The 16,635-nt window shown below is 26.6% G+C and carries 25 protein-coding genes; all 25 read left to right on the plus strand.

What is annotated here, in order from left to right:
* Positions 1-2: 2 nt before the first annotated feature.
* Positions 3-410 (plus strand): hypothetical protein, encoded by a 408-nt coding sequence (locus I0K12_RS17380; protein WP_196889410.1) that lies wholly within the window; start codon positions 3-5, stop codon positions 408-410.
* A 55-nt stretch (positions 411-465) separates the two neighbouring features.
* The gene (locus I0K12_RS17385) at positions 466-741 is read left to right on the plus strand and encodes a hypothetical protein (RefSeq protein WP_196889411.1); all 276 of its coding nucleotides are present in this window, start codon (positions 466-468) and stop codon (positions 739-741) included.
* Positions 742-1,068: 327 nt separating this feature from the next.
* Positions 1,069-2,118 carry a hypothetical protein gene (locus tag I0K12_RS17390; protein ID WP_196889412.1) on the plus strand — a complete coding sequence of 350 codons (1,050 nt, stop codon included), beginning with the start codon at positions 1,069-1,071 and terminating at the stop codon, positions 2,116-2,118.
* 400 nt (positions 2,119-2,518) lie between these two features.
* Positions 2,519-2,695 carry a hypothetical protein gene (locus I0K12_RS17395; protein WP_196889413.1) on the plus strand — a complete coding sequence of 59 codons (177 nt, stop codon included), beginning with the start codon at positions 2,519-2,521 and terminating at the stop codon, positions 2,693-2,695.
* 115 nt (positions 2,696-2,810) lie between these two features.
* A complete protein-coding gene (locus I0K12_RS17400; protein ID WP_196889471.1) occupies positions 2,811-4,043 on the plus strand; it encodes a hypothetical protein in 1,233 nt (410 codons plus the stop codon).
* Positions 4,044-4,139: 96 nt separating this feature from the next.
* The gene (locus tag I0K12_RS17405) at positions 4,140-4,586 is read left to right on the plus strand and encodes a hypothetical protein (protein WP_196889414.1); all 447 of its coding nucleotides are present in this window, start codon (positions 4,140-4,142) and stop codon (positions 4,584-4,586) included.
* Positions 4,587-4,598: 12 nt separating this feature from the next.
* Positions 4,599-5,156, plus strand: a complete 558-nt coding sequence (locus I0K12_RS17410) for a hypothetical protein (RefSeq protein WP_196889415.1) — start codon at positions 4,599-4,601, stop codon at positions 5,154-5,156.
* Between the two features lie 12 nt (positions 5,157-5,168).
* The gene (locus I0K12_RS17415) at positions 5,169-5,765 is read left to right on the plus strand and encodes a DUF5071 domain-containing protein (RefSeq protein ID WP_196889416.1); all 597 of its coding nucleotides are present in this window, start codon (positions 5,169-5,171) and stop codon (positions 5,763-5,765) included.
* 12 nt (positions 5,766-5,777) lie between these two features.
* The gene (locus I0K12_RS17420; RefSeq protein ID WP_196889417.1) at positions 5,778-6,749 is read left to right on the plus strand and encodes a DKNYY domain-containing protein; all 972 of its coding nucleotides are present in this window, start codon (positions 5,778-5,780) and stop codon (positions 6,747-6,749) included.
* Between the two features lie 48 nt (positions 6,750-6,797).
* Positions 6,798-7,634 carry a hypothetical protein gene (locus I0K12_RS17425; protein ID WP_196889418.1) on the plus strand — a complete coding sequence of 279 codons (837 nt, stop codon included), beginning with the start codon at positions 6,798-6,800 and terminating at the stop codon, positions 7,632-7,634.
* 43 nt (positions 7,635-7,677) lie between these two features.
* Entirely contained in the window at positions 7,678-8,295 is a 618-nt protein-coding gene (locus I0K12_RS17430; RefSeq protein ID WP_196889419.1) for a hypothetical protein, read from the plus strand.
* A gap of 6 nt (positions 8,296-8,301) precedes the next feature.
* Entirely contained in the window at positions 8,302-9,027 is a 726-nt protein-coding gene (locus I0K12_RS17435; RefSeq protein ID WP_196889420.1) for an ATP-grasp domain-containing protein, read from the plus strand.
* 39 nt (positions 9,028-9,066) lie between these two features.
* Entirely contained in the window at positions 9,067-9,321 is a 255-nt protein-coding gene (locus I0K12_RS17440) for a hypothetical protein (protein ID WP_196889421.1), read from the plus strand.
* A 91-nt stretch (positions 9,322-9,412) separates the two neighbouring features.
* Positions 9,413-9,922, plus strand: coding sequence for a hypothetical protein (locus I0K12_RS17445; RefSeq protein WP_196889422.1), 510 nt, complete (start codon positions 9,413-9,415; stop codon positions 9,920-9,922).
* Between the two features lie 10 nt (positions 9,923-9,932).
* Positions 9,933-10,319, plus strand: a complete 387-nt coding sequence (locus I0K12_RS17450) for a hypothetical protein (protein ID WP_196889423.1) — start codon at positions 9,933-9,935, stop codon at positions 10,317-10,319.
* Between the two features lie 64 nt (positions 10,320-10,383).
* A complete protein-coding gene (locus I0K12_RS17455) occupies positions 10,384-11,097 on the plus strand; it encodes a M949_RS01915 family surface polysaccharide biosynthesis protein (protein ID WP_196889424.1) in 714 nt (237 codons plus the stop codon).
* A gap of 484 nt (positions 11,098-11,581) precedes the next feature.
* The gene (locus tag I0K12_RS17460) at positions 11,582-12,007 is read left to right on the plus strand and encodes a hypothetical protein (protein WP_196889425.1); all 426 of its coding nucleotides are present in this window, start codon (positions 11,582-11,584) and stop codon (positions 12,005-12,007) included.
* Positions 12,001-12,405, plus strand: a complete 405-nt coding sequence (locus I0K12_RS17465; protein WP_231372794.1) for a hypothetical protein — start codon at positions 12,001-12,003, stop codon at positions 12,403-12,405. Before I0K12_RS17460 ends, I0K12_RS17465 begins: the two co-directional genes overlap by 7 nt.
* A 21-nt stretch (positions 12,406-12,426) precedes the next feature.
* Positions 12,427-12,729, plus strand: coding sequence for a hypothetical protein (locus I0K12_RS17470; RefSeq protein WP_196889427.1), 303 nt, complete (start codon positions 12,427-12,429; stop codon positions 12,727-12,729).
* A gap of 51 nt (positions 12,730-12,780) precedes the next feature.
* Entirely contained in the window at positions 12,781-13,437 is a 657-nt protein-coding gene (locus I0K12_RS17475) for a class I SAM-dependent methyltransferase (protein WP_196889428.1), read from the plus strand.
* Positions 13,438-13,502: 65 nt separating this feature from the next.
* Positions 13,503-13,856 (plus strand): hypothetical protein, encoded by a 354-nt coding sequence (locus tag I0K12_RS17480; protein ID WP_196889429.1) that lies wholly within the window; start codon positions 13,503-13,505, stop codon positions 13,854-13,856.
* A gap of 39 nt (positions 13,857-13,895) precedes the next feature.
* Complete coding sequence (locus I0K12_RS17485) at positions 13,896-14,273, plus strand: hypothetical protein (RefSeq protein ID WP_196889430.1); 378 nt, start codon at positions 13,896-13,898, stop codon at positions 14,271-14,273.
* A gap of 1 nt (position 14,274) precedes the next feature.
* Entirely contained in the window at positions 14,275-14,889 is a 615-nt protein-coding gene (locus I0K12_RS17490; protein ID WP_196889431.1) for a DUF4844 domain-containing protein, read from the plus strand.
* Positions 14,890-14,922: 33 nt separating this feature from the next.
* Positions 14,923-15,576 carry a hypothetical protein gene (locus I0K12_RS17495; RefSeq protein WP_196889432.1) on the plus strand — a complete coding sequence of 218 codons (654 nt, stop codon included), beginning with the start codon at positions 14,923-14,925 and terminating at the stop codon, positions 15,574-15,576.
* A gap of 170 nt (positions 15,577-15,746) precedes the next feature.
* Entirely contained in the window at positions 15,747-16,544 is a 798-nt protein-coding gene (locus I0K12_RS17500) for a c-type cytochrome (protein ID WP_196889433.1), read from the plus strand.
* The last annotated feature ends 91 nt before the right edge of the window (positions 16,545-16,635 follow it).

Consider the following 16,635-nt stretch of genomic DNA (forward strand, 5'->3'; position numbering starts at 1 on the left):
TCATGGACAACGACTTTTGCTTTAAATGTGGAACTAAATTATTTTTTTTAAAAAATTCAAATAATATTCTATCGAGTGAATGTGAAAAATGTGGACAAGGTTATGGCAAAGAAAAAGGTAAAACACTAATTGAAAGTAGAGGAAATTCTTCTTTATCAATTCCTCTTTACTTTATAATTTTTGAAAATAAAAAACTATCCAATGAAAGAATAAATCAAATTGCATCAAGCTTTATTGATTATGATAAGAGGTATTTAAAAGTATTCCTTGAGGATATAAATAACGAATTAACCAATCCTAAGCGTAAACTTACTGAATTTCATGACTCAGTCGGATCAGAAGAAATAGCGAGAGATTATCTAAGTCGATTGTCAGAAAGAATTCAAAATCTACTCAAACTTAAACTGTAGAAAATAAAAACACTATACAACAAAGAACTGAATTAAAATTCGAGTAAAAAAATACATGAAAAGAACAAACCTGATAGAGTTAATTCTAATTACAGCAGCGATAGGTACTGCAATAGGATCTGGAACAATTGGTATGAAAACGGATAAAATTGTAACAAAAGGACGAGTAATCGAAGGTAGTGGGCTAAATCGTTATAAAGGAATAGAAAATGTGGCTAATGCAATAGACACAGGATTTGACGGAGGTGCAATTGGACTCGGAATAATTTCTGCTGCATGTATATTAGGAATTGTTTGGATTGAGATAACGAGAATCAAACTAAAAGAATAAACGTATTACAACAAAACCTAAACTGCATTAAAACGAAGTTAAGCCGTAGCATCAAACTATGTAAAAACTCACAGTTTTACTAGTGTAAAATTTTAAAAAACATAAACTTAGAGAAGCAAAAACTTCTCTTTTTTTATGTATTCTCAAAAAGGTATAGCCAAGCAACAATTTCATTTTTTTGAATAAAACCATTACGTCCTTTAAATCAGCTCCCCTCCCATTTCAGTTTCAAAATTAAAATCTTCTTAAGCTTGATTTATTTATGTTAAAAGACTAGTTTTAACAAAAAATCTAGGGCTTGTATACAGCCCCTCTTTATCTATAATTATGAATAAGAAAATTATATTTACCATAGGACTGTGTTTAATCTTAGCACAAAATTTTTACTGTCAAATTCCAAGTCAATCTCGTTTTCATCAAAAAGAAATAGATCAAATTGAAAATATTGAAAAATATTTTGATTTAAGTAAAATTGAAAAATTTGGATGGCATATAAATTACGAAACTGAAGGTATAGATTCGATTGGTGTTAATTGGTCTGAACAATGGAACGTAAAAAAGGTGTACTCTTATGGTAGCCCATTAAAATTAGACTATAAAAACGCTTTTACAATTAACCTTACACGTGTCAACACTGAAAATAATATTTGGAGAAAAATAATTACAATCACTAAAAATAATAAATCTGAAACTTCATTTAAGATTAGATCGTATGCATTAGAATTTGACAACTCTGATTTTAAATGCCAACCACTGGAATCTTTTCGAAAGGGAGAAAAAATAAAAAGCTCCAGAACTGAAATATTAATCGATTTTATGTCTGGTAATAGCTTAGAATTTTCTACAAGACTTGGATTTGACACAAGAAAATATAATCAGAATAAACTTTATAAATGTTTTGTAGCTAATTCAGATATTATCGTTACGCTTAATCATAATACTTATATCAAACCTTTTGATTTTAGTTATTATGCAAATCATGATAATAAATATTTTTTCGATTCTATCATGTTAAAAAGATTTTCAGAGTTTTTTGATAACCAACCTTTTGATTTCTTTAAAGATTTAAGTGCTCTAAAAACTAAACATTTAGAAATTGATATACCTTTTAAAAATACAAGTTTAAAATCACGTCGTGGGCAAATTATTTTCAACAATAATCTTGTTCTTGGTCAATTTTACATCTATTTTGAGAAAAAAATAAAGGAAAACACCTATGCGTTTAAATTAGAAAATGATGAAATTGTTGAGATAAAGCTTAAAAAATTAAAAAAACATCTAAAGAAATTAGGTTTAAAAAACATCGCTGTGAATTTTGAACAATTACATGAGTCTGCCACACCAAGAATTAGAGTTGAGTTTTTATTGGAAAAATAGTTATACAATAGACATTATCACGTTTAAAATCTTATTAGAAAGTTTTAATTATTTAAAAACACACCCCTAGCCCCTCTCAAGAGCAAGGTCGTCATGTTCTAGTTTGATTTATCGACTTTTGATGATCGCTGGCGCGAGTTTGTAACTCGTGACCACACAAATGCTAGAAACAATGGGCACACTTTACAAAAGTGCGCCAGGTTTTCAATTAAAAAATTAGGAAAACCTGACAGCCCTGCTCTCAAGAGGAGAACTTGATAATCTGTATAATTTAAATAAAGTCAAACATGATAAAGTTTAATATAGAAAATTACTTTTCTAACAAAACTTTACGAAAAACAATAAGCTTCCTCTATGTCATTAAACTAGCATTTACACAAAACTTGATAATTAAAACAAAATGTCAAAAAGCATTCATACAACACATAAAGATTTAAAAGGATTAACAAGAGAAGAGATTAATGATCAATTTGGTGATCCTCATTCTGATTTAGCTCAGTTAGCTAAAAAATCAGCTTTAAAAAAATCTGTTAAGCAGAAAAGAAAACAAGATATTATATTTGAATCATGGGTCTGATAAAATTGGGATTTCAATGCTTGGAGACTTACCTCCTACTCTATGTATTCAAAAGAATGTGAATTATTAAAAACTAAAAATGAAAATAAGCTTATTTAACAAAAAGAAAAAAATAATGGACATAAAAGAAGAATGGAATAAACTAGGTAGTGAGTACGCTAGTGGAATTAATGAAATGGTTGAATTTGCAGAAAAAAATGGATGGGAAAATTGGACTGGAAAAGAGCCTGAAGATAAAAGAGAGCATTTAACAGATGAAGTCATTAAATTATTAAAAGAGGCTAACAAAAAGGGTTCTATAGAAAAATTCAGAGAAGATTTTCCTCCAGCGCATTCTCCTTTGATTAAATACTTTGAAGCAAAAGGTCAAAGTATTGAACAACTTCATTTCATAGAAGATGAGAAAATCATTTTTCTGACAGGTACTGCTTACCAAAAAAGACAAGCTTACCTACTTAATAACAAAGAATTAATTGAACTCGATTCGTCTATTGATGCAATTGGAAAATCTAAAAGAAATAATGTTTTTGCGATAGCATCAAACAATAAGATAGTTACGACTAATGGTTGGCAAGGAAATATTATTGAAACTTTTGAATTATCAGAAACAAAAGGATTAGGAATAAACAATCTAATCCCCTTCAATAATGGACTTAAAATTCTTTTAACTACATCTGAAGGAATTTACATTTTATCATCCAAAGAAGAAAAAATGATTCATCCAATTCCTGACACAGAGGATAGCAAATGGACTTCTTATATAGATATGGAGAATGCTACAATTTCTAATGATAATAAATTCATTGTTGTTGGAGATCAGTGTGCAGACCACAGAATATTAAATGAAAATGGTGATCAAATTGGTGAAATTGGCCCACAATCTTCTTATCCACATTTTTGTCTTTTCTCATCAGATGATAAGCAACTAATTACTAACTCTTGTCATTTTTATAATGGAATGACCATTGGAGTTTCTACAGAAAACATAGATGGATTAAAGGTTGAGGCCTATGAGGAAAGTGATAATTATACAATTATTGACGAGGACATGCGTGTCTACGTTGGACTGACTACAAAAGACTTGTATATTTTAGGTGATGCTTATGGATACATCAAAGCTTTTAATCAGCAGGGAGAATGTATTTGGAGGCATTTTCTGGGTTCAACAATTAGTGGAATAACAATTTCTGACGATGAAAAAACTCTATGGGTTGGTTCTTGTACAGGTATGGTTCATAAACTTAAATTGGGTAAGGGACTCAGAGATAACCATACAATTGGTAATGGAAATCATTATGAAGATTTCAGATTAATTTTATGGAAAGATGAACCAAAATTGATTTGGTAAATAAACTAAAATTAAGTGGTGTAATTTTTACTATTTACTCTTTACAGAATGTAAAAATTACACCAATCTTTAATATTAATTAGAAAAAACATGGGAATGAGAACCACATTATATGGATATATAGAAGAAATGGATTTTTGGAATGAAAATGTTCGAAAATTGGTCAAAACTCATAATAACAATATCATTAGCTCTTTAAAACCTAATGATAATTGGCCTCCAGTTTCAAAAGAAATGTTCTCTATAACCAATAATATAGATGAATTAAGTCCGAATTTAGAATATTCAGGAAGAATCATTCATTTTGGTGTAAACTTAAAATCTGTAGAAAATGAAATTGACGAATGGATTGAAAAATTTGAAAGTTTATTATCTCAATTAATATGGAAAGAATCTAAGGTGCATTTTCAAACTGAATATTGTGAATTAAAAACTTTGAGACAGAGTCTTGATTTACAAAAATATAATGTAAATAATGAAGAAAAACTTCCTGAGTTAATAAAGAAAAAAGATTGGAAATTTAATTCGACATGGAATAAATAAAAAATAGATTCTATGAAAAAGCCACTACCTAAAATTAAATTTTGCACTTATAATAATTCTATAGCTGAAGAGGGTTTGGAAAATCCAAAAAAGAAAGTTCTCACAACCGAAGAAATGAATTTAAAAAGACAAAATGAATTAGAATTAAAGCTTGGTATAAAGAAATATCCTTATGTTATAGAAACTGAAAAAGCAATTAATCAAGGTTTGTATTTAAATACCAATATTGAATGGTTTTTATTTAGACACAAGGATAATTCATTTGATATTTTAGGTTCATCAAATGCTTCAAGTGGTAAAATCAATGATATTATTACATCTGATTATGTACTTGAGCTTTTAAATTCAAATGAAAAAATATTTGATTTTGAATATTCGCCAAAAGAAAAAGATGCATTATACATTTCTGAATCTTATGAGTACAGTTATGTAATGGGACATGAAAGACCTTCAATCTATAAGTATATGAGTTTTAAATTTGAAAATAATCAATGGGGTAAAAATAGAATTTCTCAATTTGAACGATTTGATAATATTGCTAAAGGAAAGATTCAATTGACTGATTTATAAAACAAAAAAACTATGAATTTAAAAGATTGGATTTATGAATATGATTCTCCAGATAAACGTCAGGAATTAGAACATATCTTTAAAAATTCTAGTCCTTTGACAGATTCTGAAATTAATCAGTTGCTGACAGAAAATTATGTGAAATATGAAGGTGCTGGTTACCTCCTACTTCATACAGATTCAGAAAGATTAAAACATCGAATTCCTGAATTACTTACTTGGATTCAAGATATGAATTGGCCTGCTGCATCTAAAATTCATGAATTATTGGTGTTATTTGGTGAAGATATAATTGATCCGATAAAAGAAGTTTTCAAAAAAGATCCATTTGATTCTATTTGGCATTATAATATAATTTATGTGTTGTTTGAAATTGATAGTTTTAGGTTAAATGAATTAAAAAATGATTTGATTCATTTGGTTAAAAAAGCAGATGAAGATGGAGCTGCTTTAGCTGCTTTAGAACTACTTCATAACAAAAAGATTTTGACTCAAAAGGAAATTGACCAACTTATTGATTATTTGATAAAATACTTTGAAAACAAGCAATCTTGTACAGAAGATTTAAATGAATTAATAACCAAAATAGACAACAAAGAACTATATTAAAAATTGAGCTATATGAAAAAAATTACACTATTACTTCTCACAATTATTTTAATTAGCTGTAAAAACAAAAGTATTGACGGAATTATCATTGGAGAGACTTTATTAGCACATCAATCTTTAACTGAGAATCGTAAAATGGAAAATCTGATTAATGAAGCTCTAAAAAAAGACAAAATTGCAATTATTGAAATAAAAGATTTTCCGAATGGCGGAGCTGCTAGCACTTATGATTTAGGATATGTTTTGACTCAAATCATTTACCGAATTGGAGAAAATGATTTTGCTGAGATTTTAATTGAGATTCCTGAAACAGAACGTATTGGTTTTGATGGATTAATAGACGTAGGACTTGAGTATGGAGACAATGATTATGATGGAAAAATGGATAACAAAAGAATGGCATCTGAATTTCCTAAACTTTCCAAAATTCTGAATAAACAAAAAACAGAAGAAGTTTTATATAAAAATTCATATTGGAAAAAATTAAAGTGTGGTCTTTATAAAAATAAAAGTGGAGAAATTGGATTTCAAACAGAGGAAGTCTTTGAAAACGGAACTTTTAAAAATAATTTTTTAACATCCATTTATTTTGATTCTGATTCTTTAGTTATTATTAAAGATTTATCAAATGTAGTTGACACAATAACTTTTAGAAATATTGGAGGTAATTATCATAAAGATAAAAACTATATATATGAACATAGTGAAAGAAGTGACGGAGGCTATATAAAAATATTAGATGTTGATTTTGAGACTTTTGAAACTATTGGAGATTGTTATGCAAAAGATAAAAATAATATTTATTTAATTAGATATGGTAAAATAGAAAATGTTGATTATAAAACTTTTAAAACAGTAGAAGGAATTGGGTGTTTTGCTAAAGATAAAAATGGATATTATTTTTGGGATGAAAAAATTAAAGAAGAGCACTATTCTGATATTAATGAAATTATAATAGAATTAAATAAAAAAGCTTCTAAGTAAATATAAGCTTCCAATATACAACAGAACAAATTGCATTACACATAAATTATGAATCCTATAAAATTCGAAATATTTAAAACCAAAGACTTATTCGAGTATCATTTCTACCCGAAAAATGAAGAATTGATTATTGAACAAACTGAATATTTTTCAAATAATAAGAAGCTTTGGAAAGATTGGTGTAAGCAAGAAGGACTTCCTGTATCTTACGATAAGTATAATATTTCAAATCTTGCAACTGGAGAAAATGTGCTTCTATACATGATTTTGATTTGGGAATTAAGTAAGAAAATGCAATTACATGGAGTTGGAATTTGGGAAACAGAAACAATCGAAAAGATATTAAAGCAAACACCAACACTTATCAATTGGGAATTTAAATTAAATCATGAATTAATAGTTAAAGGGAATTATCAAAGAAAAATTATTGGATTTGAAAAAGCGGAAAACCCTATACTCTCACAATACAACAAACCTATAAATAAAACACCTACAGACAAAACAGGACTTTTTAAACTAAATACTTTTAAAGAATTGGTGGATTTTTTAAAGCCTGGATTTTTTGAAGCTAATAATCTTTCAAACTTTTTTATTTCAGAAAAACCTAATTCTATTATTAATTATTTACAAAGTTCTGATAAACCAAATCTAGAGAGCTTACTTTCTAAAAATGATATTTTTATTGGTCTTTTAATCGGACAAGATTTGGGATACTATGATTATTTGTTGATTAAATCAAAATCAGATATCACTGAAAAACTTGAGCGAATTAGTGATCAAATAAATGGATTTGCAAGAGACTATATTGAAAGTATTCAGACTATAAATAACTCTATCGAAATGATGGAATTAATAGAAGAAAAACTAAAACAGCACTTTAATTGAATTTTGGACGTTTTGCACAATTCAATTAAATAATCAACGAGTAATGACAAAACAGATAACAGAATTTTTAAAATTCAAGGATACAGAATATTTTTTGGATCATTTTTTATTAGAATTCTATTTTCAAGAATTTCCAGAAAGAAAACCTGAGGGAGAAATTGAAACTTGTATGTGGAGAGGATATTTCTCGGATTATGAAATCGTAAATGAAGAATTATTTGTAGCAAAACTTCATGTTTCAAGAAAAGGAAAGTACAAATCTGTGCTAAACGAAGTATTTCCTAAATCAAAAAAAATGATTTGGTTCTCAGGTTTAATATTAATAGACCAGCATAAAACAATGAAACCAAACACTAATAATAACTTTGAGGAGAACTATTTAATTATTGAAATAAAAAATGGAAATGTTTCTGAAATTAGAAAATATAACAGGGAAAGATTAATTCAATTTAAATCAGAGCAAAGTGAATATTTTAAATTAACCGAAGAATACGAAATACTTAAAGAAAAATATAAAATAAAACTAAAACAGAATTACGAATATAATAAGGATAAAGTACCCAAAAAAGAATTAAAACGTTATAAATTTGAACAAACAAAATTCGATGAATATATTGATATGTTTATATTAAATCATTCAAAAGAATTTTTAGCTGACTAAAAAACTATGAAAGTATACATTCAAACAAATGAAAATGGAACATTTTACAACATAAATGATTATACGGCTTATGTTGGTTTTGATGCCTTGGGCTATGAAATTGAAAAATATGTAGATGCCGATTCTGTAAAAGACTTAGACAGAGAATCTATTTTTGTTGGTGGAATTGGAAGTATAAGAAAACGACTTAAAAATCTTGGTTTGGAAATTCCTGAAGAATTTGAATATCCAGAAGAATTGAGTCAATTTCTTGGGCGAAAAATATGGAAATCGACTTTGGAAGAGGTTATGAACGAAAATAAATTCCCTGTTTTTGTAAAGCCATTACAAACAAAACTTTTTACAGGTAAAGTTTTTTCTGGTTTTAAAGATTTTATTGGTTTAAAATATGATAATGAAGTTCCTGTTTGGTGTTCTGAAATAATAAATTTTGAAACAGAATGGCGTTGTTATATTCGCTATGGTGAAATATTGGATGTTAGATACTACAAAGGAAAATGGGATAATAAAATTGATTTAAAAATGGTAGCTGATGCAGTTTCAGCCTTTAAAAATCAGCCTAATTCTTTTAGCTTGGATGTAGGAATTGATGCAAGCGGAAATTGTTATTTGGTAGAAATAAATGATGGTCATAGTTTGGGAACTTATGGAATTGGTCCAATTACTTATGCGAAATTTCTTTCCGCAAGATGGAGTCAATTAACTGGTACGAAAGATTATTTAAGGTTTTAAAAAATATTAAGAAATAATTTAAAAAGAAATAGAAAAAATATGGTTTTAACAGCACTAGTTGGATTGATTCAATCAATTTTATATTATGTCGTTTTATATTATGTTGGAAAAATACTTACTGATTCAGAAGATGTAAGAAATTTCTTTGGGATTTCATCTTTAAATGAGAAAAAAGTATACTTCGAATCGACTACTCGTTTGATTGAAAAAATCGGAAAAATATTAATGATTATTGCTATCGTTAGTATTGTTTTCTCTGTATTTTCAACAATAACTGTATTGTCAAGAATGTAAAAAAATAAGTTTATTTTCATCAGCACTCATTCAAATAATATTTAAAAATTATAAATCCTTACCTCCTATTTTATAGGATTTTCACCTAAATATGAGAGACTTAACTGCGATAAAATTTGTAGAAAAATTAAAAGAACTTTTAAACAAAAATCTTATTACATCGGAAAAAGAATATTTGTTTGAAATTTTAATTCCGGAAACGAAAAACAATAATCCAATTCTGACTAAAAACTTCCTATCAGATTTATATGAAAATTATAATTTATCAGGACGTGCAATAGGTTTTAATTTTCTTGGGAAACTTGAAGAAAATTCAGAATATGTTTTTTTTGTGCTTCAGGATCCTTTTTATATTGGAATTGAAAAGAAAACAAAAGAAATAGTAATGTTTGATCCAGAATTTGAAATGGTTCATTTAAGATTAGCAAAAAATATTGAACAGTTTTTTCAAGTAATTCTATTAATTTATGAATACGGACTTCCTAGTTGGGTATATGAAAAACAATATTCAAAAGAAGATCGAAATAAATTATTTGAGAACATTACTAAAATTCTAGATTCTAAGTATTTGACTTATTACGAACAATCTTATGGAAATTAAACTATTATAAATGAAAAAGAAAAAGTATAAAATATATTTAGGAGAACATTTAATTGGGTTTACAAAATTAGAAAAAGCAGATGCTCCTATGGGAGTAGCTTTTGGTGAAATTGAATTCACTAGTAATAAATATGGCTATGATTTTTTTCGAGATTATTGTGAAGAAAATGAGATTTTATATATTGATTTTACAGAGGATTTTTATTTATCCACTTGCGAAACTATTGAGGATTTGAAAATAATTAGTCCTGAAGGGACAGAAATTAAAGGTGTTGGAAATCAAATTTCAATCATTAAAAACGAACTAAATGAAATTTCAATTCAAGGAATTCCAAGCTCAATTTATGAAAAGGAATTTCCTCATCACGTAAAAGAGTACGAAGAGCAATTTAAATAAGAAAACGAATTTTAAAATAATAATTTACAAACCTCACTCCTATTTTATAGGATTTAATTTAGATATGAAAACTCTCACAACTATACTAATTTTAATCATCAGTCTATTTTCTTTTGGTCAAACTGAAAAAGATCTTGTACCAGAACTTCGCTTAGAAATTTGGGATAAAGAAAACTCTGATAATTCCATCAAAATTGAAACTTTAATTTATGATGAAATTCCTAAATATATTGATTTTAGAGGAACAGTAGTTCAAGCTTTAAAATGGACAGATTCTAATGGAGAAAATATTCTAATCCAAACGATAACGGGAGCTTTTGATTGGAAAGATTATGAAGAAAACTCTACAAATTATACAATTCAAGATAAATCAGAATTGTATGCTTATCTTTTTCAAAAAAGAGCGTCAGATAAAGAATTTAGAAGAAAATGGCGTGTTTATGATTATACAGAATGTTATGGAGTAGATTGGTTTACTGGTTTTATTCCGAAAGCTACTACTATCACGGATTTGGATAAAGATGGAGTTTCAGAAATAACTTTACCATATGTTTCTATTTGTCGTGGAGGCGTTGATCCTGGAAGAATGAAAATAATAATGTATGAAGGCGGAACTAAATATGCTTTAAGAGGTTCTACAATGCTTATGTGTAAATCTGAACATCCTTTTGGTGGTGATTTTAAACCAAGTGAAAACTTAAAAAATAAAAAAGTATTTTCGAAGTTTCTTATAGAACATTGGGATAGAAATAAATGTGAGAATAGAAAATATTATTAAAACTTCAAATTATTAAATTGATATGAACTTAGATATTTTAAAGACTAAATTCCAATTGACAAAAAAAGAGATTACACTTAGATTGTTAAGAGTATCTTTAGCAATAATTTTTAGTATTATTTTATTTCCTTATTTTGAAGATTTCATTACTAAATATTCAAGTGAACTCGTATTATTCTTTTTATTTTCTTCATTTGTTGTTTTGTCTATTTCAATAATAGCTGCTCTAATAATTGGAATAGTGAAAAAGCTTTTATTCAAGAAAAAAGAAACCGAAAATAATTCATTTCAAAATATATTTTATGTTTTCAGGTTACTATTAGTAACAATCTTTGCTTTGTATAGTTTGACGCAAATTCAAATATATTGGACAGGATTAATATTAATATTCATAGAATTTATTGGTGTACTAAGTAATAATGAATTTAAAAAAATAAAATAGAGTTTTAAAAAGAAAAATAAATCTATTAAACAATAAATAATAATGAAAGGAATCTGGAAAGGTACTTACTGGTTTACAAGTAATGTGCATGATTCAGTAAAAAAGAATCGTACTGAATTCGAAATAACAATAGAAAATGATGATAATTCAAAAATCTCAGGAACTATTTTCGATAATATTGAAACTGGTGGTACAAGAGGAATTGGAACTATTTCTGGTACTGTTAAAGGGAATAAAATAAAATTTGTAAAAAGAATGCCTATAAAAACTATTATTTTTCCAAATGGAGAAAAAATTGAAAAAAAGGAACCACACAGTCCAATTTATTATGAAGGAAGTTTAAACAATGAAACTAATGAGTTTGAAGGAACTTGGAAATTTAAACGAAGAATTACTATTATAAATGGAAAATTAGGCTATACTCCTGAAACTAAAGGAGCATGGAAAATGAAAAAAATAAGATGCTAAGAAAAAATGATTTTAAAAATATTTTAGAAGAAAAATTAAAAATCGCATTGTTCGACAAAAATGAATTTAATGAACAAAAAGCTATATCTTCAATCGAGAAATTTTATACAGAATTTGGATTTAATATTCCTACAAAACATTTTATTTATGAACATGTTAATGAACTGATAGAAAAATTCCATGAATGGTCTTCAAAAGAGTTTACAGCTGTAAATTCATGGGAATGGCAATTTCCAATGACAAGTCCAGGGTTTTGGATGCTTTATATGATAAAAGATAAATTTCATTTAGCACATAAAAGAGAATTTGGACCTAATAAAACAAATCATCAAATATTCTTTGATGGAAAGAATGAAGTATCTAAAGAACTTTTAAAAGAAATGTGGAATGAACATTAAAAAATCTTTGAACTACAACCTTTGTTTTACCTTTTAGATTCTGAAATTGAAGAACTTTATGATACGGACTATATTGAAGATTATTTTGATTCTTTATTAGAAAAAACAAGTCAAGAATCTTCATCTGAAGTATTTTTTATAGGTATGGATTTTAAACTAGTTTACGAACTTGCTGTATTTGAATATTTAATAAAATATCATGACATAAAACGAAATTCTAATTATATAGATTGCCTTAATGAAATTTTAAAACACTGCGGTTTAGTCATTTCATTTAAAGAATGTTTTATAATATGTAAGAAAAGAAAATTTCACCAAGAATGAATTAAAATAGACTTACCAACCATCATACTTTAATATAAAATTTTACCAACAATGAAAAACGAAAATTTGATAGAAGATTTATCTTCACAATTAAGCAAACCAACAGGAGAAAATGGAATCGAAGTTGGAAATGCAATGAACCAAACGAATAAAGAAATGATTACTTCTTCTATAGACTTATTAGAAGTTAAAAATCATGATAAAATCTTAGAAATCGGACATGGAAACTGTTCTCATTTAACTGAAATAATTAAAGATAAAAATGTTCATTATTCTGGTCTAGAAATATCAGAAACTATGAAGAAAGAGGCTGAGAGAATAAATGAGAAATTCATAAAATTAAATCAAGCGCAGTTTTTGATTTATGATGGAAATAAAATTCCGTTTGAAGACCAAAAATTTGATCAAATATTTACTGTAAACACTATTTATTTCTGGGAAAATCATGAATTATTTTTAAATGAAATTTATCGAGTTTTAAAACCAAATGGAAAGTTTATTTTGACTTTTGTAAATGAAGATTTCATGAAAGATTTGGATTTTGTAGATGATAATTTTCAATTATTTAATGAAGAAAAAGCAAAAACATTATTAGAAAAATCTGGGTTTAAAATAATTTCTATCAAAAATAAAACGGATAATATTAAGAGTAAAATTGGTGATTTGGCAAATAGAGATTATATGGTGATAATTAGTGAAAAATCATAAACCAAGAAACTTTTTCATGAGAATCAATATTGGAGCATTTGAATAAAATTTTAGAAAAAGTATAAATGAACAAATTAATTAAAGAATATAAGAATGAAGTAATTTCCTTAACTGTAGTATTAGGATTATTCTTGTTTGCCTATAAATTATATCGAGATTACCCATTTAATTTTGTAAAAACAAAGGAAACAGAAGCAACTATTATTGAATCAAGAAAAGACTGGGCTATAAATAGCTGGGGAACTTCCAAAACAGTTTGGTGGTATACCATAAATTTTAATATAAATGGTATTAAATACAAAGGAAGTTATTTAAAAGGGATTGAAAATCGAAGATTAAAAAATGGAACAAAACTCTTACTTAAATACTCTGAAAGTAATCCTAAAAACTATGTAATTTTAAGTGTAAAGGAAGAGTGAAAATTGAGAAAAAAGAAGAAAATAATAAATAAAAAAACTATGATACAAAAAATAGGAATATTTGTTCTACTAATTCTGTTATTATCAAGTTGTGATCCTTATTATTCAATTACGGTAACTAACAAAACTACTGAAACTGTCAAAATATTAGTTAAGCAGAACAACAGGTTTAGAACAGAAAAACAAAAAACTCTAACCACAGTTGATGGATTTGATGTTTATGAATTAGCTCCAAATGAAAATATAAAAGTTGGAAATGCGATTGGTGAAATTGATAATGACATCCCTTTTGATACACTAAAAATTATTCGATATAACGATACAATTACCGCAAATACTCTAGAAGAAATCATAGATTTATTTGATAAAAAAACTTTTGGTGGACTTAAAAAACCATATAATTTGAGAATAAAATAAAATGAACACACTTCAAGCATTAATCAATTTTATTTCTAAAGATAAATTTTCTAAGGAATTATGGAAAAATAGAGGATTAAATAGCTCTAGCAAAGAAAAATGTAACAAATTGAATACATTTTTAAACAAATGTGCTAATGAACTAATTCTTTCTAAAAAGGAAGATTATAAAAACTGTTTTGATAGTTTTTTAAGTCAATTAAATTCGTATGATTATGATACTGAAGAAAGAGAATTTATCGTTACCTATTTTTTAGAATTATCCGAGATTTGTGGATTGGACTTTAAAGAAAATTTGATGAAATGGATGTATGGAGAAGAAATTTATGAATTTATCAAAACACAAAAATCTTCGAGTAAAGATATTATCTTACATCATTGTACAAATTGTGAGGAAAAATTCAAAACCGAGATTTTAGAGCGTGAAAAAGGAATTCCAGATTTTTCTTATACAATTATAAAATGTAATGAATGTTCTGCACTAAATATGATTGAACTGGGACCAGAAATTAAAGAATTCTTATTCGGGAATTATCAGGTTATAGAACATTTAGCCAAAAGTGATTTCACTAAAGAAAAAGCATTAGAAAAATTAGAGTCTTTGAAGATCAAATAAATATTAAATTTAGCTTACACAAATCATTAAAAAATGAAAACTACTCTATCTATACTAACATTTTTAATTATACAAATTAGCTTTTGTCAAATTGCTACAATCAAAGACCCGGATGGTTATACGAATGTAAGAAAAGCTCCAAATGGAAAATCCAAGATTATACATAAAGTATATGAAGGAGAAATATTTTTTTATGAATATCATGAAATTGAAAATGGAGCTAAATGGATTCCTGTCTATATAGAAGTAAAAGATTCTAAAAATGAAATTGAGGGATTTATTCATATTTCTCGATTACTTTTTCTTAAAGATGCAAAACCTTATAATGGAAACGATTTTCACTTCAAATACCATCTTTCACCCTTTGATGCTACAAACAGAAAAATTGAAAAGCAGGAAGATAAATGGGTTGTCAGCATTGACGGACAAAGACCTTGGGGAATTGATGGTTATCTTCCACACATTCAGGTTGACAGTATAGATGTAAAAATAAACGGAAAAAAAATTAATATTGACAAACATTACTTTCAAGATATTTTTGAGGTTAGAAATGAATTTAAAATCATAAAAACTGGAGAATATTATATTGTTTACCAATTGAATAGTGATGGCGCAGGAGGATATTTTCTTGCTTGGGTTTTTGATAAAAATGGACTTAAACAAAAACTAGTTGGGAGTTTGATTTAAACTAAAAAACTCTTGTCGTATTATTTCTTGTCTCAATTTAAAGTTTCTTCTATATTTGGACATCTGCTGCTATGAAAATTTTATAATCACAAAATATTTATGGTTACAGGTTTAATAGAAATAACAGGGATACTTGTTATGCTTATGCTTTAGACAAAAAATAAAAACGAATGAAATTATTATTAAAATTTATCCTACTTTTTACAATTATTAGCTGTAATAGTCAAAATACATTAATTGATAAAAAAGTTGATGAAAAAGGGAATGTTCTTAGGGAAATACACAAAAAGAATAATTCGGATACTCTTCTAGTAAAAGAATATTTTGAAAACGGAAAAATTAGAGAAACATATGAATCCTTGAATGGATTAGATAGAAATGGAAAATCTATAACTTATTATGAAAATGGTAATGTTTTATTTGAGCAATTCTACAAAAATAACAAACTAGATAATTTTTTGAAATGTTTTTATCCAAATGGAAAATTGCAAAGGGTTGAAAAATATAAATCAGATTTTCATATCGACTCTACAATATTTTACAATAAAAAAGGAGAAATATCACAAATTAAAAAATATAAAGAGCTTTGTAAATTTGGTAATAATTCTTGTAATATTTCAGTAGTGATTTATAATTTAAATTCTCCTGTTTATTCTTATGAAATCATTAATGGTTTGAAGTCAGAAAATCATACTATAATTGATGAAGTGGCATATAATAAATTAATGAATCTTGATAATAAAACCTCAGCAATTGTTAAAGGAGAAAAGATTTTTAATAATAACTGTATGGCTTGTCATAGATTGGAAAATGATTTTATAGGTCCTAAATTAAATTGTATTCTAGAAAAAAAATCAAAACAAGCAATAATCAATAAAATATCAAATTCTAATACACACCATAAGTCAAAATTGACTAAAAATGAAATTGATTTATTAATAGATTATTTAAAAGAAAAATGCCAATAAAATCTAGGGAAAATCATTATGAAATTCATTCATTTACTTATTTCTCTTTTTTTTATTACTTATAGTAGTCAAACAGAGAAAAATCAAAAAC

This window comes from Aureivirga sp. CE67 (assembly GCF_015767245.1).
In the GTDB taxonomy this organism is placed as follows: Bacteria; Bacteroidota; Bacteroidia; order Flavobacteriales; family Flavobacteriaceae; genus Aureivirga.